Here is a 19,175-nt window from a genome sequence, read left to right on the forward strand (position 1 = left end):
CGTGACGATGACCGGAGGTCACGCTACGCGAAGCGTCTCAACAATCCTCTGGAGACACCAATGAACAACAGCGACCTGGCCGACAAGATAGCGGCCGAGCACGGGACCTCGAAAGCCGACGCCCGGAAAATCGTCGACGCGGTTTTCGCCGCGATCGCCGATGCGGCGGCTGGCGGCAGCGAGATTGCATTGAACGGCTTTGGCAAGTTCAAGGTGAAGGACAGCCCGGCGCGCGAAGGCCGCAATCCGGCGACGGGTGAAACGATCAAGATCGCCGCGTCGAAGAAGCTGACTTTCGCGCCCGCGAAAGCGGTCAAGGACAAGCTGAACGGCTGATCTCAACGGAGCGCGCGCCATGTGCGCGCGTTCCGTCAAAGATGATTGCGTGAGCTGAAAAACCCGTTGCTAGAGTTGATCCCGCGCGCTGTCATCGACTGCGTCCGTGCATTTGAGTGAGAATAACGGGGGTAACGGCCTGAGCCGCCTCGCCTGATCTTCGCTGTCGACCCGTCGCGCGTCGCGACGGCCGACGGACGAGGCTCATGAACAATCGTGCCAAAGGCGCCCAAGTCAGCCGGTTTCCGACCCCGGTGGAACGGGCATGAAGCCGCGCCACCACGTTTATCTCGACGCCGAACTCACTGCCGAACTCGATCGGTTGGCGAAGGCGCCCGGAACCTCGAAATCGGCCATCGTCGCGGGCGCGTTGCGCGAGCATTTCCGCCGCCGTGGAATGCGCGAGGTCGACGACCTGCTGAAGGCGCGCCTCGACCGGATGTCGGCCGATCAACGACGTGTCGCCCGCGACATGAACGTGCTGCTGGAAAGCGTCTCGCTCTTTCTCAGCTTCCAGTTCAGCCTTACCGCGCAGATTCCCGAGCCGGACGCGGCCGCCCGCGCGGTCGGGCGCGAACGCTTCCAGAAATTCATCGATCAGGTTGGGCGACGGATCGCCGGGACTGAGACTAGCGACATGCCGACCGTCCAGGAGGACGCGGCGTGACCGGCGCCAATCCCGTCACCTTCGGCCGACGCCGCGCCATGCTGCGTACCGCGATGGGGCCAGCGATCGCCGAAGCACTGGCCGATCCTGTGGTCATAGAGATCATGGTCAATCCAGACGGCGCGTTGCGGCTGGATCGGCTGGGCGAAGGCCGCACCGACACCGGCGCGAGGATGACGCCGCAGGACGTCGAACGGATTGTCCGTCTCGTCGCCGATCACGTCCGTGCGGAGGTCCATCCGAACGCGCCCATCGTCTCGGCCGAGCTTCCGACGTCGCCCGACGGGAGTGGCGGCGAACGGTTCGAAGGTCTTCTCCCTCCGATCGCCCCGGCGCCCTGTTTCGCGATCCGCAAGCCCGCCGTGAAGGTCCATCGCCTCATCGACTATATCGCTGACGGGATGCTCGCGCCGGTCCAGGCCGACGTCCTTCGGCGCGCGGTCGTGGACCGCAAGAACATTCTGATCGCCGGCGGCACCTCGTCAGGAAAGACGACCTTCGCGAACGCGCTGCTCGCCGAAATGGCCGGGCTCGACGAACGGATCATCCTCATCGAGGACACCCGCGAGCTGCAATGCGCGGCGGCGGACACCGTCCCGCTGCGCACGCGACCTGGCGTCGTCGGCATGGCCGAACTCGTGCGCTCGACCCTTCGCCTTCGGCCCGACCGGATCGTAGTCGGGGAGGTGCGGGGCGCCGAAGCGCTCGACATGCTCAAGGCCTGGAACACAGGCCATCCCGGCGGGATCGCCACGCTGCACGCCAACTCGGCGCACGCCGCGCTTTACCGGCTCGAACAGCTCGTCGCCGAAGGCGTCGTCACGGTGCCGCGCCGTCTGATCGCCGAAGCGATCGATCTCGTCGTCTTCATCCGCGGTCGCGGCGTCGGACGGCGGATCGAGACCGTCGCCGAGGTGACGGGCCTCGACGGCGACGGGGCCTACGCCGTGACCGACCTCAATCCCCCTCAGCTCAAAGCCCTTCTCAGAGGAGAACTCCCATGACGCCTACCGTGCATCCGCGCCTGTCCGCCTCGGTCGTCCTGGCCGGGGTCCTGATCCCGGTCGTCGCTCTCGCGGCAGGCTCCGGCATGCCCTGGGAAGAACCGCTCCAGAAGGTGCTGGAGTCGGTTCAGGGCCCGGTCGCCAAGATCGTCGCGGTCCTCATCATCATCACGACCGGGCTCGCCCTAGCGTTCGGAGAAACCTCAGGCGGTTTCCGCAAGCTGATCCAGATCGTGTTCGGCCTGTCGATCGCCTTCGCCGCTTCGAGCTTCTTCCTGTCCTTCTTCTCTTTCGGCGGCGGAGCGCTCATCGCATGAGCGTCGAGGGCTTTGAGGTTCCGCTGCATCGCGCGCTGACCGAACCGATCCTGCTCGGCGGCGCGCCGCGCGGCGTGGCGATCCTCAATGGAACGCTCGCCGCCGCGATCGGGCTCGGTCTCCAGCAGTGGATCGCCGGCCTCATCATCTGGCTCTTCGGACACAGCCTCGCAGTTTTCGCCGCCAAGCGGGACCCGGACTTCGCCGCCGTCGGCGTCCGCCACCTTCGGCAGAAGGGATGGTGGTCATGCTGAACCTAGGAGAATACCGCCGCACCGCCGACCTTCTCGCCGATCATCTGCCCTGGGCGGCCCTGGTCGCGCCCGGCGTGGTCCTCAACAAGGATGGGGCGTTCCAGCGCACCTTGCGCTTTCGAGGTCCCGATCTCGAATCCGCGACGGAGGCCGAACTGGTTTCGGTCTCTGCACGGGCGAACAACGCCTTGCGCCGGCTTGGCTCGGGCTGGGCGCTGTTCTTCGATGCGGTCCGCGTCGAAGCGCTCGGCTACCCCGACAGCGCCTTTCCCGATGCGGCGTCCTGGCTGGTGGATGAAGAGCGGCGGGCGCATTTCGATGGACGGCGCGGGCAGCATTTCGAGAGCCGCTTTCATCTCACGCTCTGCTACTTGCCGCCCGCCGATCAGGTCAATCGCGCGGAGCGCGCGCTTCTGGAGCGGGACACCCCGGACGTCGGCCGCGATTGGCTTCAAGAGCTGCGGGCGTTCGTCGCCGAGACCGATCGCGTCCTCGATCTCCTCTCCGGTTTCATGCCGATGGTGCGTGGCCTTGATGACGCAGAAACGCTGTCATTTCTCCACGCGACGATCTCGACGCGGCGGCATCCGATCGCCGCACCGTCGACACCGATGCATCTGGACGGTCTTCTCGTCGACACCCCTCTGTCGGGCGGCATCAAGCCGATGCTGGGCGACGAGCATCTGCGGACCGTCACGATCCTGGGCTTTCCCAACGCGACCCGTCCCGGCCTGCTCGACGCGCTCAATCATCAGGACTTCGCCTATCGTTGGGCGACCCGCTTCATCTGTCTCGACAAGACCGAGGCGAACAAGGCGCTGACCAAGATCCGGCGCCAATGGTTCAACAAGCGCAAGTCGATCGCGCAGTTGATGCGCGAGGTGATGACCAACGAGCCGGTCCCGCTGACCGACACCGACGCCGACAATAAGGTGGTCGATGCGGACCTCGCCTTGCAGGCGCTTGGCGGCGACCATGTCGCCTTCGGCTATCTGACCACGACCGTCGCCGTGTCCGACGTCGATCGCGGCGCGGCCGAAAATAAGGTCCGCATCGTCGAGCGGATCGTCAACGGGCTCGGCTTCACCTGCATCCGCGAGTCCGTCAATGCGGTCGAAGCCTGGCTCGGAAGCCTCCCCGGCCATGTCTATGCCAACGTCCGTCAGCCGCTCGTCCACACGTTGAACCTCGCCCACCTCATGCCGTTGTCCGCGGTCTGGGCCGGGCCCGTTCGAAACGTCCACCTCGACGGTCCGCCGCTTCTCTATGCGGAGACCCGCGGAGCGACGCCGTTCAGGCTGTCGACCCATATCGGCGACGTCGGCCACATGCTCATCGTCGGGCCGACCGGCGCGGGCAAGTCGGTGCTGTTGGCGCTGCTCGCCCTACAGTTTCGCCGCTACGCCGGATCGCAGGTCTACATCTTCGATAAGGGGCTGTCGGCGCGGGCGGCGACGCTGGCGATGGGCGGCGACCATATCGCGCTCGGGGAGGGGGACGCGCTGGCCTTCCAGCCGCTCTGCAACATCGACGACGACGCTGAACGCTCGTGGGCCGCCGACTGGATCGCCGAACTTCTCAGCCATGAGAAACTGATCGTGACGCCCGAGCTGAAGGAAATGCTCTGGTCGGCGTTGACGAGCCTTTCCAGCGCGCCGCCGGAAGAGCGGACGCTGACAGGGTTGTCCGTCCTGCTGCAATCGCAGGCGCTGAAATCTGCGCTCGCGCCGTGGACGTTGGAAGGGCCGTTCGGACGACTGCTCGACGCCGCCGAAAACCGGCTGACCCTCGCCGACGTCCTGTGTTTCGAGACCGAAACCCTGATGGACACGCCCAGCCTTGTCCTGCCGGTGCTGAGCTATCTCTTCCACCGCCTGGAAGCCCGGTTCGACGGTCGTCCGACCCTGCTCATCCTCGACGAAGCCTGGGTCTATCTCGATAATCCGACCTTCGCCCAACGCATCCGCGAATGGCTGAAGACGCTCCGAAAGAAGAACGTCAGCGTCGTCTTCGCCACGCAGTCTCTGGCTGACATCGCCGACAGCAGCATTGCGCCGGCCATCATCGAAAGCTGCCCGCAACGCATTTTCCTGGCGAACGACCGGGCCGTCGAGCCGCAGTCCCGCGCCGCCTATGAACGCTTCGGCCTGAACGAGCGTCAGGTCGAACTCATCGCCCGGGCGACGCCCAAGCGGCACTATTATCTCCAGTCGCGCGGCGGAAACCGGCTGTTCGAACTCGCGCTCGGCCCGGTCGCGCTCGCGCTTTGCGGCGCGTCCGACCCCGCGACCCAGGCCTTGATCGACGCTCTAGTAAGCGACGCGGCCCTGAAAGACGCGGGACCCGAGGCATTCGGCGCGGCCTTCCTGCGCGAGCGCGGCCTTCCGTGGGCCGCCGACCTCCTCAGCGATTATCCCGGCGCGGCGTCTGCCGAGCCATTCAACCAGCAGAAGGAGCCGACCTCATGAATTCCGGCACCCTCATCGCCGCCGTTCTGGCCTCGACCGTCGCCGCCGGCGGCGCGCTCGCGCCGGTTTCGCCGGCCCACGCCCAGCTCAAGGTCTTCGACGTCACCAACTACAGCCAGAACGTTCTGACGGCCGCGCGCACCCTCCAGCAGATCAACAACCAGATCACCGCGCTTCAGAACCAGGCGACCATGTTGCAGAACCAGGCGCGCCAGCTCCAGCGTCTGGACTTCTCTTCGCTGGACCAGCTCACGCGTTCCATCGAGCGCATCGACGGCCTGATGGCTCGCGCCGAAGGCATCGCCTTCGACGTCGCCGCCACCGACGCGGCGCTGCGCGAACAGTTTCCGCAGACATTCGATCGAAGCCTCAGCACCGACCAGATCGTCCAGCAGGCGCGCGCCCGGCTCCAGTCGTCCTTGCAGGGCTATCGTCAGACGATGCGCGTTCAGGCCCAGGTCGTCGAGAACGTCCGGGCCGACGGCGCCTTGCTCACCGATCTCGTCGCGCAAAGCCAGGCCGCGACCGGCGGCTTGCAGGCGCAGCAGGCCGGCAATCAACTGACGGCGCTCGTCGCCCGTCAGCAGCTTCAGCTTCAGTCGATGATGGCGGCGCAGTATCGCGCCGACGCCATCGAACAAGCGCGCCAGCGACAGGTCATGGAAGCGGCCCACGAGCGGACCCGGCGGTTCATCGGAACCCGCCCCGCCTATACGCCGCAATAGGCCGCACACCATGGACCCGGCCCCGGACCTCAACATCATCGACCGCTTCCTGGCGGCCTTCTCGCAATACATCGACAGCGGGTTCGGCTTGCTCGGCGGCGACGTCGCCTTTCTCACCACCATCCTGATCGGGCTCGACATCACGCTGGCCGGCCTGTGGTGGGCGATGGACGCGGACAAGGACGTCCTGGGCCGGTTCCTGAAGAAGATTCTCTATGTCGGAATCTTCGCCTTCATTCTCGGCAACTTCCAGCAACTCGGCGACATCGTCTTTCGCAGTTTCGCCGGGCTCGGCCTCACCGCGGGCGGCGGGACGATCGGCCCCGACGACTTGCTGAAGCCGGGCAAGCTCGCTGCCGTAGGCTTCGACGCCGCCAAGCCGATGCTGACCGCGATCAAGGACATGCTCGGCTTCCCCGCCTTCTTCGGCAACGCCCTGTCGATCCTCGTGCTGTTCGTCGCTTGGCTGGTGGTGGTGCTGGCCTTCTTCATCCTCGCGATCCAGCTCTTCCTCACGATCATCGAGTTCAAGCTGACGACGCTGGCGGGTTTCGTGCTCGTGCCGTTCGCCCTGTTCAACAAGACGAGTTTTCTCGCCGAGCGGGTGCTCGGCAACGTCGTCTCGTCGGGCCTTAAGGTCATGGTGCTTGCCGTCATCGTCGGCATCGGCGGCGGCTTCTTTGAAATGTTTCTCTCCGCCGGGACGGGCGAGCCGGACGTGGCTTCGGCGATGACGCTTGTTCTCGCCGCTCTTTCGCTGCTCGGTCTCGCCATCTTCGGACCGGGCGTCGCCTCCGGCCTCGTGTCCGGCGCGCCGCAACTCGGGGCGGGCGCGGCGGTCGGCACGGTCGCGGGCGCCGCTCTCCTCGGAGCCGGCGGCGCCGCGCTCGGCGCACGGGCGCTCGGCGCTGCGGCGTCCGGCGGCATGGCGAGCCTTCGCGCGGGAACCGCAATGGGCTCGGCGGCTCGCGCCTCTTACCAACTCGGTCAGAACGCCGCCGGAAAGTCCACCATCGGAGCGGGCGCGTCAGGCGTCGCTCGCGCCGCGGCGGGAGCGCTGAGACAGGGCGCCCGGAACGCCGGATCGCGCCTTTCGCAGCCGTTTCGCGAGAGCGCCCAGAGGGGGCAGGACGCGGCGTGGAACGCGATGAACAGCGCGCGGCCCGCTGGCTCCGCCTCCGGCGCAGCCGTCCCAGGCGGGAGCGCCGGCGCTCATGCCGACACATCCAGCGCTCCGGCCTGGGCGCAGCGCATGCGTAGCGAACAGGCGTCCCGTCACCGAAGGCACATGATCGCGCAGGCCGTGAAGGACGGCGACCGTCCGGGCGCGCCCGCCAATCCCGACCTCAGTCAGAAGGACGATTAGCATGAAATTCAAGCGCCCCATCCAACGCTATGGCCGGACACCGCAGCCGGAAACGCCCTACCAACGGGCCGGTCAGATGTGGGACGACCGGATCGGCTCCGCCCGCGTTCAGGCCCGCAACTGGAGGCTGATGGCCTTCGGCTGCCTCGTGATCAGCGGCGGCCTCGCGGCCGGCAATGTCTGGCAGTCGACCCAGAGCCGCGTAGCGCCCTATGTGGTGGAAGTCGATCGGCTGGGCGAGGCGCGGTCGGTCGCGCCCGCCGTCCAGAACTATCGTCCGACCGACGGCCAGATCATCTGGCACCTCGCGCGCTTCGTCGCCAACGTCCGTTCCGTCTCGACCGATCCGGTGTTGGTCAAGCAGAACTGGTTGGAGGCGTACGACTTCGCCACGGACCGCGGGGCGCGGTTTCTCAATGAATACGCCCGCACCAACGACCCGTTCGCCATGATCGGCGAGCGCAGCGTGTCGGTGCAGGTCACGAGCGTCGTGCGCGCATCGGATTCGTCGTTCCAGGTGAAATGGGTCGAGCAGACCTATGAGCGGGGCAGTCTTGCCAGGACCGAGCGCTGGACGGCGATCCTGACGACGGTCTTTCGCGCGCCGAAGACAGCGGACGCGCTTCGCAAGAACCCTCTTGGTCTGTTCGTCAACGCGATCGACTGGTCCCGCGAACTCGACACGACCGCGGCGACGCAGTCGCCGGTCGGAGCGGCGCCGTTTCCCAACCCTTCCATCGCCGCCCCTGAAGGAGATACGCCGTGATCCGTTTGCCGCTTGCAGGGGTCTCCGCGCTGGCGCTCGCCGGGTGCGCGGGGAAGACCCCGCCGCCCGCCATCGCCTACGACCCCGTCGACTTCCAGCCCGCCGTCGTCGCGGCGGAACCGCCGACCCCGGTCGAGATCGTAGAAACCCCGGTTCCGTTGCCGCTGCCGGGCCAACTACAGCCTGCGCCTTCCGCGCGCCGCGAGACCGGCTCGCCCACGGCCAGCGTCGAGGCCGCAAACCGCGCCGCGACGCAGGAGCCGTCGCGCGCGGGCTACGTCAACGCCGTGCAAGTCTACCCTTGGACCGAGGGGGCGCTCTACCGGCTCTACGCCGCGCCGGAGCGAGTCAGCGACATTGCGCTTCAGCCGGGCGAGGAGCTGATCGCGGTCTCCGCCGGCGACACTGTGCGCTGGGTCATCGGCGATACGGTGAGCGGGGCCGGCGACCGGCGGCGGGTGCATGTTCTGGTCAAGCCCTTCGCGGCAGGGCTGCACACCAACATGGTCATCACCACGACGCGTCGCGCCTATCACCTCGCGCTCGAAAGCACCGATGCGACCGCGATGGCGGCGATCTCCTGGACCTATCCGCAGGACCGGTTGTTGGCGCTGCAACGGCGAAATGATGCGGCCGCGGCGGCGCAGACTATCGCGCCCGCTGTCGCCGTCGAGAACCTGCGTTTCCGCTATGCAATCACCGGCGATGCGCCGCCGTGGCGGCCGCTCCGCGCCTGGGACGACGGGGCGAAGGTTTATATCGAATTTCCGGCCCGACTCGATCAGGGCGAGGCGCCGCCGCTGTTCGTCGTCGGCCCGCTCGGCGACGCCCAACTCGTGAATTACCGGGTCAGCGGACACCATTACATCGTCGACCGGCTGTTCGCTGCGGCGGAACTGCGCATGGGCGAAGCGCCGCAGGAGGTCGTGCGGATTACCCGAACCGATGGCGATCAGCGGCGTGGCCGGAGGGCGTCGCGATGATCGACGAGCCCGACACGCCCCGGGCGACCCCGCCTCGTGAAGGTGCGCCCAAGTCGTCACCCGACGCCTTTACCTTGCGCGCCGCGCCGCGCCGCATCGTCCGGTTCAAACGCAGCGTCGTAATCGGCGGCGCCGCGGCCGGGGCGGCGGTGATCGCCGGCGTTGCCTGGCTCGCGCTGGGGCCAGCGACGCTTCGGGTCGCAGAGCCCGTTGACGAGCCGGTCGTGACGGATCGCCGCGCAACCGCCGACGCCGTCGCGGACCTCCCAGGCGACTACGGCTCCATACCGCAACTCGGGCCGCCGCTTCCGGGCGACCTCGGACGGGCGATCCTTGATGACGAGCGCGTGGGAGGCCGCGCGTCCCTCGATGAGGAAGCGCCGCCGCTATCGGCGGAGGAACAGGCGCTGGAGGCGGAGCGTCAGCGTCAGGCGGCGCAGGCGGGCCAGGCCCGCGAGTCCGGCGTGATGGTGCAACTCGCGCGTCAGGCTCCCGCCACGGCAGAAGCCGCCCAGATGGGGGCGGTCACGGCGGTCGCGCCCGCCGGGGCAGGGGAGGGACAGCCTGGCATCGATCCCCAACGCGATCCGAACGGCCAGCAGCGCAAGATCGATTTCGTGGCGCAAGGGCCGTCCTCGACGATCAACCCGCATCGCATTCAGGAGCCGGCTTCGCCCTATCAGATCATGGCCGGCAGCGTCATCGCGGCCAGTCTTGTCACGGGTCTGCGCTCCGATCTCCCTGGCTTCGTCACCGCCCAGGTCACGGAGAACGTCTATGACACCGCGACAGGCCGCATCCTGCTTATCCCACAAGGCGCGCGGCTGATCGGCGCCTATGACAGCGTCGTGGCCTTCGGTCAGAGCCGGGCGCTTCTGGTCTGGCAGCGCATCATCCTGCCTGACGGCGCTTCGATTCAGCTCGACAACTTCCCTGCGACGGATGCCGCGGGCTACGCCGGGCTCGCCGACAAGGTGGATTTCCATACATGGCGACTCCTCAAGGGCGTCGCGCTTTCCACCCTGCTCGGGGTCGGAACGGAGCTGACCATCGACGGCGAGAGCGACCTCGTCCGGGCCATCCGCGAGTCGACCCAGCAGTCCAGCAGTCAGGCCGGGCAACAGATCGTCACCCGGAATCTCGACGTCCAACCCACCATCACCATCCGCCCCGGATTTCCACTGCGCGTGATCGTCCACAAGGATCTCGTGCTGCGTCCGTGGGCCCGCTGAGAGGAGAGACCCAATGCTGAAGCTCGGCAAACTGCCTGATCGGACGCCGATCAAGCTCACCATCACCGTGACGCCGGACCTTCATCGGTCGCTGGCCGACTACGCCGCCGTTTATCGCGAGGCATACGGCGACAAAGCCGAAACCGCGGACCTTATCCCGGCGATGCTCGAAGTCTTCCTCGCCGGCGACAGGGAGTTCGCCAAGGCGCTGAAGGCGAAGGGAGGCTGAGATGGGCGTCATCGGAAAGTTCAAGCCGACCAAGCAGGGCGGCTGGGAAGGCCGCATCGAAACCCTCCTCATCGACCGGAAAATCAGGTTCGTTCCGAACGACGACCGTCGAAACGACAACTCGCCGGACTATGTCGTCATGCTCGGCTGGTCGCGCGTCGGCGAGGCCTGGAAAGCGACGTCGCGGGGAGAGAATCCGCGAGACTATCTCCGCGTTCGGTTGAACGACCCCTGGTCGGAGCCGAAGCGTGCGACCCTGTTTCCAGCGCCGGACGGCGCCACCGCCGAGCTGGTCTGCAGCCGCCAGCACCGGATGCGGGATTGGGACGATGAACCCTGACCGCCGCTCTGTGTCGTCCATCCCGAAGAAAGACGTTCGTCCGTCGCGGCGCGGCGGCCACTTTTCCGCGGATCTCGCGCGTGACGCGCAAGCGCACTTCCAGAAGCAGTCGATAGGGGAAGTTTCAGAAGTCGAGGCGCGGGCGATGCTCGCCGATCTGACGGACTTCTTTCGTATCCTGATCGAATGGGATTCGAAGCGTAGAGCAAAGCCTGGACGGTCTATTCCAAAGTCACGCAAGAAGGAGTGATGAGACGGATCACGCCCTGGTGTCGCGTTGCAGTAAATTTTCGTATGTAATTGAAATATATAGCAACATTCTTAGGTTTGCGAGTTATTTGCTTGATTGGTTCTGCTGGGTCGCTAGGATTCTGCGTCCGGCGTTGTTGATGCTCTTTTCTGGATTGAGCCGTTGCCGCGCCGTTATCGCCTTTGCTCGGCGACCTTAGCGGGAGACAGATATGGCCAGTCGGAAAGTCGCGCGTTCTGCATCAGTTATCGAGATAAGACGGGCTGTTATGTATGCTCGTGTTTCATCGAAGGAGCAGGATCGGGAAGGATTTTCCATCCCGGCTCAAACCAAGCTGATGAAAGACTACGCCGATGCCAACGATATTCAGGTGGCGCGGGAATTTGTCGACGTTGAAACCGCCAAGAAGAGCGGGCGCACCAGCTTCAACGAAATGCTGCAATACGTTCGCCGGCACCCTACAGTTCGGACGCTTCTGGTCGAAAAGACCGACCGACTCTATCGCAATCTCAAGGATTGGGTGACGGTCGACGACCTCGACATCGAAATTCATTTCGTAAAAGAGGGCGTCGTCCTCTCGCAGGACTCCCGCTCTTCAGAAAAGTTCATGCACGGCATCAAGGTGCTGATGGCGAAAAACTATATCGACAATCTGTCGGAAGAAACCCGAAAGGGCATGTTGGAGAAGGCCGAACAGGGCCTGTGGCCGACAGTCGCACCGATCGGCTACCTGAACGTCGAAGGTCCGAACGGTAAGAAGATCATCACCATCGATCCGGCGCTCGGTCCGCTCGTTCAGCGCCTATATGAGTGGTATTCTACGGGCCAATACTCGCTAAAGGACGTTTCCAAGAAGGCTCGGCAGGCTGGCCTGACCTACCGGAAGAGTGGCGCTCCCATAGGCGTAAGCACGGTCCATACGATCCTGCGGAACCGAATTTATACCGGCGCCTTCGAATGGCTGGACAAGGTCTATCAGGGCTCCCACGCGCCGTTGGTTTCCGAGGACCTTTGGGGCGCGGTCCAGGATGTCCTAGATGGGCGCAAGGCGGCCAACATTCGCGCCAGCGTAAACGACTTTCCGTTCACCGGCATGATGACGTGCGGTCATTGTGGTTGCGCGATGGTCGCTGAGATCAAAAAGCAGCGATACATTTATTACCACTGCACGGGCTTCAAAGGAAAATGCGGCGAACCGTATGTCCGCGAGGAGGTGCTGGAGCAGCGATTCGCCGGACTGTTGCGGCAACTGCGATTCGATGATGCTGCTTTTGAACTGATCCAACGCGCCTTGCGCGAAAGTCTCCAGGATGAAACCCGCGAGCGTAGGGCGGCGATTGAGCGGCTCCGCGGCGAGGCCGATCGGCTACAGGCTCGCATCGAGCGAATGTACGAAGACAAACTCGACGGGGTGATCTCCGACGACTTCTATCGCCGGATGCAAATCGTATGGCGCGAGGAGCGGGATCGTTGCCTGAAGGACATTGAGCGGCACCATAGCGCTGATGACGAGTATATCGATAACGGGATTGCGCTGATCCGTCTCGGACGGGAAGCACACGATCTCTTCGAGCGGGCCTCCGCTTCAGAGAAGCGAAGGGTGCTGAATCTCGTACTTTCGAACTGCTCCTGGGCCCATGGAGAGCTTACGACAAAGTTCCGTCAACCATTTGATTTGTTGTCGGAAACCATCGCCCAATCCACCCTCCCAGAGAAGGGGAAACGGGCGATTTGCCCGAAAATGAGAAATGGCTCCGCGGGTAGGATTCGAACCTACGACCAGCCGATTAACAGTCGGCTGCTCTACCACTGAGCTACCGCGGAACATCCCCTCGGGGGAGGCCGGCGTATAGCAGCGCCATTTCGATTCATGCAACCGGTAAAAGGCAGAAATCGCCAAATTTTTTCGGAAAGCCCTGCGCTACAAGGTTCGGCATGACGCCCATTCCTGTTCTTCATCCTGATGACCCGCGCATCGCCGCCTTTCGCGATGTGAAGGAGCGCGACCTGACGGGGCGGCAGGGGCTGTTCGTCGCCGAGGGGGAGGTGGTGCTGCGCGTCCTGGCGTCCGAGACGTCCCGCTGCGCACCGGTGTCCGTTCTCATCGCGGAGAAGCGATTGGCGGGGTTGAGGCAGGTGCTGGAGCGTCTGCCGGACGATGTGCCGGTCCATGCGGCGCCTCAAGACGTGCTGAACGCGGTGGCTGGGTTCGATCTGCACCGGGGCATCCTCGCCCTGGGGCGCAAGCCGGAACCGGTAGCGCCAGACGTCTTGTTGGACAGTTTGCCCGAGCACGCCGTGGCGGTCGTGGCGTCCGGGATCGGCAACCATGACAATATGGGCGGCCTGTTCCGCAACGCCGCCGCTTTCGGAGCTGCGGCGGTGTTCCTGGATCGAACCTGCTGCGACCCCTTCTACCGGAAGGCGATCCGGGTTTCGGTCGGCGCGGTCCTGCGAACGCCTATGGCGGCAGGGCTGGACGCCGAGGCGATGATCGACCTGCTGCAGGGCAGGGGATTCGAGGTGTTGGCCTTAACGCCGTCGGCGGATCAGGCGCTGGCGGACATGAAGCCGGCGCGCCGCACGGCGATCCTGTTGGGCAGTGAGGGGCCGGGGTTGCCGCGCGAGATCATCGCGCGCTGTCGTCCCGTCGGCATCCCTATGGCGGGAGGGTTTGATTCGCTGAACGTGGCGGCGACCAGCGCCGTGGCGCTGCATCACGTGACGACGAGGAGGCAGGCGTAGGGCTGAAAGCAAGAAAGCCGCCCCGAAGAGCGGCTTTCTCGATGTTTCATCGCGATGGAGGCCTGACCGGGAATCGAACCCGGGTGCAAGGATTTGCAGTCCTCTGCGTCACCACTCCGCCATCAGGCCGCGACCCCGTATTTCAGAGGCCCCGCCATCGCGAGGGCCGTCAGCTATCAGATCGGATTGTCCGCTGCAACGCACGGACCTATAAGCGCGTCACATTTCTTCGCCTGAGCCGACCTGAAGGACTTCGGATTATGGATTTCGCCGCCGCCCGCAAGGTGATGCTGGACTCGCAGGTCCGCGTGAACGACGTCACCGACCGTCAGCTGCACGCCGCCATCGGCGCCGTGGAGCGCGAGCGATTCTGCGCCGCCGACCGCGCCTTCTCGGCCTATGCCGACGTCGAGCCGGAAATCGCCGGCGACCGCCGCCTGATGTTGCCGCGTGATGTGGCCAAGCTGCTGCAGGGATTGGACGCTCGTGCCGGTGAGAAGGCTCTGGCGATCGCCGCGCCTTACGCTGCGGCCGTGCTGGCGCACATGGGGCTGACCGTGACGGCGCAGGAATCGGATGCAGCCGTGTTCGACGTGGTCGGCGCCGCTCTGGCCGAGGCCGGGGTCGAGACCGTCGTGGCGCCGCTGGGCCAGCCGCACGGCGAAGGCTATGACCTGATCATCAGCGAGGGAGCGGTGATCGAGCGCCCCGAATCGTGGATTGCGGCTCTGCGTCCCGGCGGTCGTCTGGCCGTGGTGGAGCGTGAAGGCGCCAGCGGCACGGCGGTGCTCTATGTACGCGGGCGCGAAGGCGTTTCGCGGCGCGAGCTGTTCGACGCGGCGCCGGACCTGCTGGCGGAAATGGTTCCGGCCCCCGCGTTCGCGCTCTAGGCTGACGTTCGCGCCGTAAAAGGCGTTCAGCGGTGCGACGGAAGGGGCGTCGCGCTGCGTGAAAAAACTTAACTGGCGTCGGGGGCGCATAGCCCCCAACTACGCCGGTACAAGGCAGTACAGGCGCGCCGGATGGGGGCGTCAGGCAGGGACAGGTTCATGTTGAAACGCTCGCGCGCGCTCGCTTCGGTCGCACTGGTCGCATTGACGATGGGGGCGACGCCGGTCCTTGCCGAGTCGCTGCAGGAAGCCATCGGCCTAGCCTATCGCACCAATCCGACCCTGCTGGCGCAGCGGGCGAACCAACGCGCCCTCGACGAGAGCATCGTCCAGGCTCGCGCCGGTCTGCGTCCGACGATCAATGCTTCGGCGGGCGTCGACTACAGCCGCACGCGCAGTGATCGCGTCACCACGACGATCCCCGGTCAGACCTTTCCCATCGACACCGACGGCGACGGCGTGCCCGATGCGACCGGCACGCTGCCGGGCAGCAGCAGCACCACGGGCGGCACGATCGAAAGCGACGGCGCCACCGCCAGCGTCAGCCTGAGCCAGAACATCTGGACCGCTGGCCGCGTATCGCACGGCATTTCCGCCGCCGAGGCCAATGTCTTGGCCGGCCGCGAGAACCTGCGCGACGTCGAGCAACAGGTGATGGTGTCGGTCATCCAGGCCTATGCCGACGTCACCCGCGATCTTGAAATCCTGCGTATCCGTCAGGAGAACTTGGCGGTCCTCCGGCGGCAACTGGACGAATCGAACGCCCGTTTCGAGGTCGGCGAGATCACTCGCACCGACGTCGCCCAGTCCGAAGCGCGTCTGGCGCAATCCGAATCCGACCTGGCCAGCGCTCAGGCGCAGCTGTCGGTTTCGCGCGCGGCCTACGCCGCCGTTGTGGGACAGGCGCCGTCCAATCTGCAGACGCTGCCGACGCTGCCCGGTCTGCCGACCGACTTTGACGGCGCGATGGACGTCGGACTGGCCGAAAACCCCGGCGTGCTGTCCGCCATCCATGCCCAGCGCGCGGCTGAGGCCAATGTTGCCGCGGCGAGGTCGGAATATCTGCCTTCGGCGCGCCTGAACGCCTCCTATGGCGGGACGGCCAATGACCTGTCGGGCTTCGACCTGGGCGACCGCACCAGCTTTACGGCCGGGGCCACAGTGTCCGTGCCGCTGTTCACGGGCGGCCTGAACCGTTCGCGGGTGGCCCAGGCGCTGGAACGCGCCAACGCCGCCCAGATCAATGTCGAGGGCGAGCGTCGCGCGGTGCTGCAATCGGTCAGTTCAGCCTATGCTCAAAGCGCTTCGGCGCGTTCCAGCGTCCTAGCGGGCGAACAGGCGGTGCGCGCCGCCTCGGTGGCCGCCGAGGGCGTGCGTCAGGAAGCCCAGGTGGGCCTGCGCACCACCCTGGACGTGCTGAACCAGGAACTGGAGCTGCGGAACGCGGAGGTCGCCCTGACCAGCGCGCGTCGCAATGAATATGTCGCTCAGGCCCAGCTTCTGGCCGCCATGGGCCGTCTGGGCGGCCCTAACCTGGATCCGACGATCGACGCTTACGACCCGTCGGACAATTATCGCGCCGTGCGGAACCGCGGCGCCTTGCCCTGGGACGGCGTGATCGAAGCCATTGACCGCATCGCCGCCCCGGCGACGACGCCCGCCGTCGATGTCGAGGACGCCCCGGTCGACCGCCAGCTGAAGGGCGAAGTGGTTCGCACTGCTCCCCAGGGCTGAAGGTCGAACGACAAAACGTCCGTTGATTCCGACGGGCGTTGATGCGACGACAGGATCTCGAAGGGGGAGACGAGTCTTGCGGCTCGGTCCCCATCGTCGCCTGCCTTAGTCCGCATCGGTTGGCGATCGTCCCCGTTCGAGCGACCCAGGTTGAGGTTCCGACATGACCGAACAAGCCGCCCAGGAACCGACGATGGAAGAGATTCTGGCGTCGATCTCGCCGGATCATCTCTGAAGACGACGCTCCGGTCGAAACCGCCCCGGCGGCGGAGGCGACGCCCGAGCCGGCGCTGGAACCAGAGCCCGTCGTCACCGAGCCGGAGCCCGCTCCGGTCGAGGACGAAGTGCTGGAACTGACCGAACCCTATGAGGCGCCGGCCGCCGAAGCCATCGGCGATCTGGATGTGGCGGACGCTGCGCCGTTCCCGACCGAGGCCGCGCCAGCCGCGCCGCAGCCCGTAGTCGCTGCGGCAGAGGTCGAAACCCTGGTCGGCGAAACCGCCGCCGCCAGCGCTGCTTCGGCCTTCGCCGGTCTAGCCGCCAGCTTCCAGAAGCCTGAACCTGCGCCGATCGCTTCGGCCGCCGACATGAACTTCATGAGCGGCAATACGGTCGAAGCCATGGTCCGCGAAATGCTGCGCCCGATGCTGAAGGACTGGCTGGACGCCAACCTGCCCGCCATCGTCGAGGCGCAGGTCCGCAAGGAAGTCGAACGCATCGCCCGCAACGCAGGCTGATCGCTTCAGGACATCGCCGAGATTTACGACGCCCCTCAGTCCGCTGAGGGGCGTTCGTTTTTCCAGTCGAACAGGGCTTCCAGCAGGCGCACGGCCTGGCCGCGCTCGCTGGTCAGGTCGGGATCGCGGCCCAGCAGCAGGCGCGCATCGTCCGCCGCCGCCAGCAGCAGCGACCGATGCCGGATCGGATCGGCGAAGCGATAGGCCGGGAAGCCGCTCTGCTTCAGGCCCAGCGGGTCGCCGCCGCCGCGCAGACGGAAGTCCTCCTCGGCGATGACGAAGCCGTCCTCGGTGCCGCGCAGGGTCTCCAGCCGCTCCTTCGCCGTTTCGCCCAAGGCGCCGTCCTCGCCGCCGTACAGCAGGATGCAGGAACTGGCCTTGGCGCCGCGCCCCACGCGCCCGCGCAACTGGTGAAGCTGAGCCAGACCGAAGCGGTCGGCGTGTTCGATCACCATGATGGAGGCGTTCGGCACGTCGACGCCGACCTCGACCACGGTCGTGGCGACCAGAAGGGGCAGACGGCCCGCCGCAAACTCGGCCATCACCGCCTCGCGCTCGGCGCCCGGCATCTGGCCGTGAGCGAGACCGACCTCGGTTCCCAGCAGCTTGCGCAGGTCTTCGGCCCGATCCTCGGCGGCGGCCAGGTCGATGGCTTCGGATTCCGCCACCAGAGGACAGATCCAATAGGCCTGAGCGCCCGCCTCGACCGCCGCCTTCAGACGCTTCGCGACCTCGCCGATGCGCGCCAGCGGCAGGACGGCCGTGGTCACGGGCGTGCGGCCGGGCGGCTTCTCCATCAAACGGCTGACTTCCAGCTCGCCGTATTGGGTCAGCTCCAGCGTGCGCGGGATCGGCGTCGCCGACATGGTCAGCAGGTGGACCCCGCCCAGAGCCGGATCGCCCTTGGCCTGCAAACGCTGACGCTCGCGCACGCCGAAGCGATGCTGCTCGTCGATGACTGCCAGCGCCAGTCGGTGGAACTGCACGGCGTCCTGGAACAGGGCGTGGGTGCCGATGGCGACCTGAGCCTCGCCGGACGCGAGGGCGGCCAGCTTGCCGCGTCGCTCGGCCGCAGTGTCGCGCCCGGTCAGCAGCAGGCTGGACACGCCCGCCTGATCCAGCAGGGGCGACAGCTTGTCATGGTGTTGGCGCGCCAGAATCTCGGTCGGCGCCATCAGGGCGGCCTGAAAGCCGCTGGAGGCCGCATCAGCCAGGGCCAGCGCGGCGACCGCCGTCTTGCCCGAGCCGACGTCGCCTTGAAGCAGTCGCCCCATCTGCTCGCCCGAGGTCAGATCGGCGCGGATTTCGGCAATGGCCTGTTGCTGCGCGCCGGTCAGGGCGAAGGGCAGGGCGGCCAGCACCCGCGCCGACGCCTCGCCCGGTGCGATGCGGGCGGCGGGCGTGATCTGGCGAGCGCGGCGACGGCGCGCCAGAGCCAGTTGATGCGCGAACAGTTCGTCATAGGCCAGACGTTGGCGCACCGATGTGTCGGGCGCGAGGTCGGCTTCGTTCGCGGGCGCGTGCAGGGCCTCCAACGCTGCGCGCCAGCCGACCCAGCGCCGCGCCGCCAGCCAGTTCGGCTCCTGCCATTCCGGCAGTTCTGGCGCGAGGGCCAGCGCACCCTGCGCCAGTTTGCGGATCTGGCGCGATGTCAGCCCCTGCGTCGCCGGATAGACCGGTTCGGACAGCGGAATCTCGTCTGCCTTCTCAAGCGGGAGAATGTAGTCGGGGTGGGCGATTTGGACTTCGCTGTTGAAGCGCTCGACCTTGCCGGTCACCAGCCGCCGCGATCCGCGCGGAGCCAGGCTCTCGATATGGCGCGGCGATCCGGCGAACCAGATCAGGTGGATGAAGCCCGTCTCGTCGATGGCCCGCACCTTGATCGGCGCGCCGTGTTTGTGCGGCGGGATCAGGCGGTCGATCGTCACCTCGAAGACGCCGATCTCGCCATCGACGGCCTCCATCGCCGTGGTCCGGCGGCGCTGGATCACGCCGCTGGGCGACAGGAACAGCACGTCGCGCACCAGCGGACCCGCCACCTTCTGCACCAGGGGCGCGCTGCGCGGCCCCACGCCTTTCAGCGTGGTGACGTCCGCGAACAGGGGAAAGAGAATCTCGGGCCTCATGATGAC

Annotated in this window: 18 protein-coding genes, 2 tRNA genes and 2 pseudogenes; 19 read left to right on the plus strand and 3 right to left on the minus strand. The window is 66.3% G+C overall.

Features of this window, described 5'->3' with window-relative positions; translation table 11 throughout:
• The first annotated feature begins 60 nt into the window (after nt 1-60).
• The 15 genes and pseudogenes from AC52GN_RS07065 to AC52GN_RS07135 form a co-directional block, all read left to right on the plus strand.
• Complete coding sequence (locus AC52GN_RS07065) at nt 61-336, plus strand: HU family DNA-binding protein (protein ID WP_269297203.1); 276 nt, start codon at nt 61-63, stop codon at nt 334-336.
• A 265-nt stretch (nt 337-601) separates the two neighbouring features.
• On the plus strand, nt 602-1,003 hold the full coding sequence (locus tag AC52GN_RS07070) for a ribbon-helix-helix domain-containing protein (protein ID WP_269297205.1): 402 nt from the start codon (nt 602-604) through the stop codon (nt 1,001-1,003).
• Between the two features lie 38 nt (nt 1,004-1,041).
• A complete protein-coding gene (gene trbB, locus AC52GN_RS07075; protein ID WP_496528779.1) occupies nt 1,042-2,007 on the plus strand; it encodes a P-type conjugative transfer ATPase TrbB in 966 nt (321 codons plus the stop codon).
• Nucleotides 2,004-2,324 (plus strand): TrbC/VirB2 family type IV secretion system protein, encoded by a 321-nt coding sequence (locus AC52GN_RS07080; RefSeq protein WP_253107886.1) that lies wholly within the window; start codon nt 2,004-2,006, stop codon nt 2,322-2,324. Before trbB ends, AC52GN_RS07080 begins: the two co-directional genes overlap by 4 nt.
• Nucleotides 2,321-2,578 carry a VirB3 family type IV secretion system protein gene (locus AC52GN_RS07085; RefSeq protein WP_269297209.1) on the plus strand — a complete coding sequence of 86 codons (258 nt, stop codon included), beginning with the start codon at nt 2,321-2,323 and terminating at the stop codon, nt 2,576-2,578. Before AC52GN_RS07080 ends, AC52GN_RS07085 begins: the two co-directional genes overlap by 4 nt.
• Nucleotides 2,572-5,046, plus strand: coding sequence for a conjugal transfer protein TrbE (gene trbE / locus AC52GN_RS07090; protein WP_269297972.1), 2,475 nt, complete (start codon nt 2,572-2,574; stop codon nt 5,044-5,046). The genes AC52GN_RS07085 and trbE overlap by 7 nt, the downstream gene beginning before the upstream one ends.
• A complete protein-coding gene (gene trbJ, locus AC52GN_RS07095; protein WP_269297211.1) occupies nt 5,043-5,771 on the plus strand; it encodes a P-type conjugative transfer protein TrbJ in 729 nt (242 codons plus the stop codon). Before trbE ends, trbJ begins: the two co-directional genes overlap by 4 nt.
• 10 nt (nt 5,772-5,781) lie before the next feature.
• Entirely contained in the window at nt 5,782-7,137 is a 1,356-nt protein-coding gene (gene trbL / locus AC52GN_RS07100) for a P-type conjugative transfer protein TrbL (RefSeq protein WP_253107882.1), read from the plus strand.
• Between the two features lies 1 nt (nt 7,138).
• On the plus strand, nt 7,139-7,903 hold the full coding sequence (gene trbF / locus AC52GN_RS07105) for a conjugal transfer protein TrbF (RefSeq protein ID WP_253107881.1): 765 nt from the start codon (nt 7,139-7,141) through the stop codon (nt 7,901-7,903).
• Nucleotides 7,900-8,886, plus strand: coding sequence for a P-type conjugative transfer protein TrbG (gene trbG, locus AC52GN_RS07110; RefSeq protein WP_269297215.1), 987 nt, complete (start codon nt 7,900-7,902; stop codon nt 8,884-8,886). Before trbF ends, trbG begins: the two co-directional genes overlap by 4 nt.
• Nucleotides 8,883-10,118 (plus strand): TraB/TrbI/VirB10 family type IV secretion system protein, encoded by a 1,236-nt coding sequence (locus AC52GN_RS07115; protein WP_269297217.1) that lies wholly within the window; start codon nt 8,883-8,885, stop codon nt 10,116-10,118. Before trbG ends, AC52GN_RS07115 begins: the two co-directional genes overlap by 4 nt.
• 13 nt (nt 10,119-10,131) lie before the next feature.
• Nucleotides 10,132-10,347 carry a DUF2274 domain-containing protein gene (locus AC52GN_RS07120; protein WP_200165115.1) on the plus strand — a complete coding sequence of 72 codons (216 nt, stop codon included), beginning with the start codon at nt 10,132-10,134 and terminating at the stop codon, nt 10,345-10,347.
• Between the two features lies 1 nt (nt 10,348).
• Complete coding sequence (locus AC52GN_RS07125) at nt 10,349-10,687, plus strand: DUF736 domain-containing protein (protein WP_253107877.1); 339 nt, start codon at nt 10,349-10,351, stop codon at nt 10,685-10,687.
• On the plus strand, nt 10,677-10,937 hold the full coding sequence (locus AC52GN_RS07130) for a hypothetical protein (protein ID WP_253107876.1): 261 nt from the start codon (nt 10,677-10,679) through the stop codon (nt 10,935-10,937). The genes AC52GN_RS07125 and AC52GN_RS07130 overlap by 11 nt, the downstream gene beginning before the upstream one ends.
• Nucleotides 10,938-11,205: 268 nt before the next feature.
• Nucleotides 11,206-12,114, plus strand: a pseudogene (locus AC52GN_RS07135) (recombinase family protein); the annotation flags it as partial.
• A gap of 572 nt (nt 12,115-12,686) precedes the next feature.
• Here the strand turns inward: AC52GN_RS07135 and AC52GN_RS07140 are convergent.
• Nucleotides 12,687-12,761: transfer RNA gene (locus AC52GN_RS07140), tRNA-Asn, on the minus strand.
• Between the two features lie 111 nt (nt 12,762-12,872).
• Between AC52GN_RS07140 and AC52GN_RS07145 the strand changes: the two genes are divergently transcribed.
• Nucleotides 12,873-13,682, plus strand: a complete 810-nt coding sequence (locus AC52GN_RS07145; RefSeq protein ID WP_496528616.1) for a TrmH family RNA methyltransferase — start codon at nt 12,873-12,875, stop codon at nt 13,680-13,682.
• Between the two features lie 55 nt (nt 13,683-13,737).
• Here AC52GN_RS07145 and AC52GN_RS07150 read toward each other — a convergent pair.
• A tRNA-Cys gene (locus AC52GN_RS07150) sits at nt 13,738-13,811 on the minus strand.
• 131 nt (nt 13,812-13,942) lie between these two features.
• Between AC52GN_RS07150 and AC52GN_RS07155 the strand changes: the two genes are divergently transcribed.
• The 3 genes and pseudogenes from AC52GN_RS07155 (at nt 13,943) to AC52GN_RS07165 (ending at nt 17,043) form a co-directional block, all read left to right on the plus strand.
• The gene (locus AC52GN_RS07155) at nt 13,943-14,572 is read left to right on the plus strand and encodes a protein-L-isoaspartate O-methyltransferase family protein (RefSeq protein WP_312219884.1); all 630 of its coding nucleotides are present in this window, start codon (nt 13,943-13,945) and stop codon (nt 14,570-14,572) included.
• A gap of 159 nt (nt 14,573-14,731) precedes the next feature.
• On the plus strand, nt 14,732-16,306 hold the full coding sequence (locus AC52GN_RS07160; protein ID WP_343829412.1) for a TolC family outer membrane protein: 1,575 nt from the start codon (nt 14,732-14,734) through the stop codon (nt 16,304-16,306).
• A gap of 163 nt (nt 16,307-16,469) precedes the next feature.
• A pseudogene (locus AC52GN_RS07165) lies at nt 16,470-17,043 on the plus strand (DUF2497 domain-containing protein).
• A 35-nt stretch (nt 17,044-17,078) separates the two neighbouring features.
• Here the strand turns inward: AC52GN_RS07165 and recG are convergent.
• The gene (recG, locus tag AC52GN_RS07170; RefSeq protein WP_496528617.1) at nt 17,079-19,169 is read right to left on the minus strand and encodes an ATP-dependent DNA helicase RecG; all 2,091 of its coding nucleotides are present in this window, start codon (nt 19,167-19,169) and stop codon (nt 17,079-17,081) included.
• Nucleotides 19,170-19,175: the final 6 nt, after the last annotated feature.

The organism is Brevundimonas sp. SS2672 (assembly GCF_059579685.1).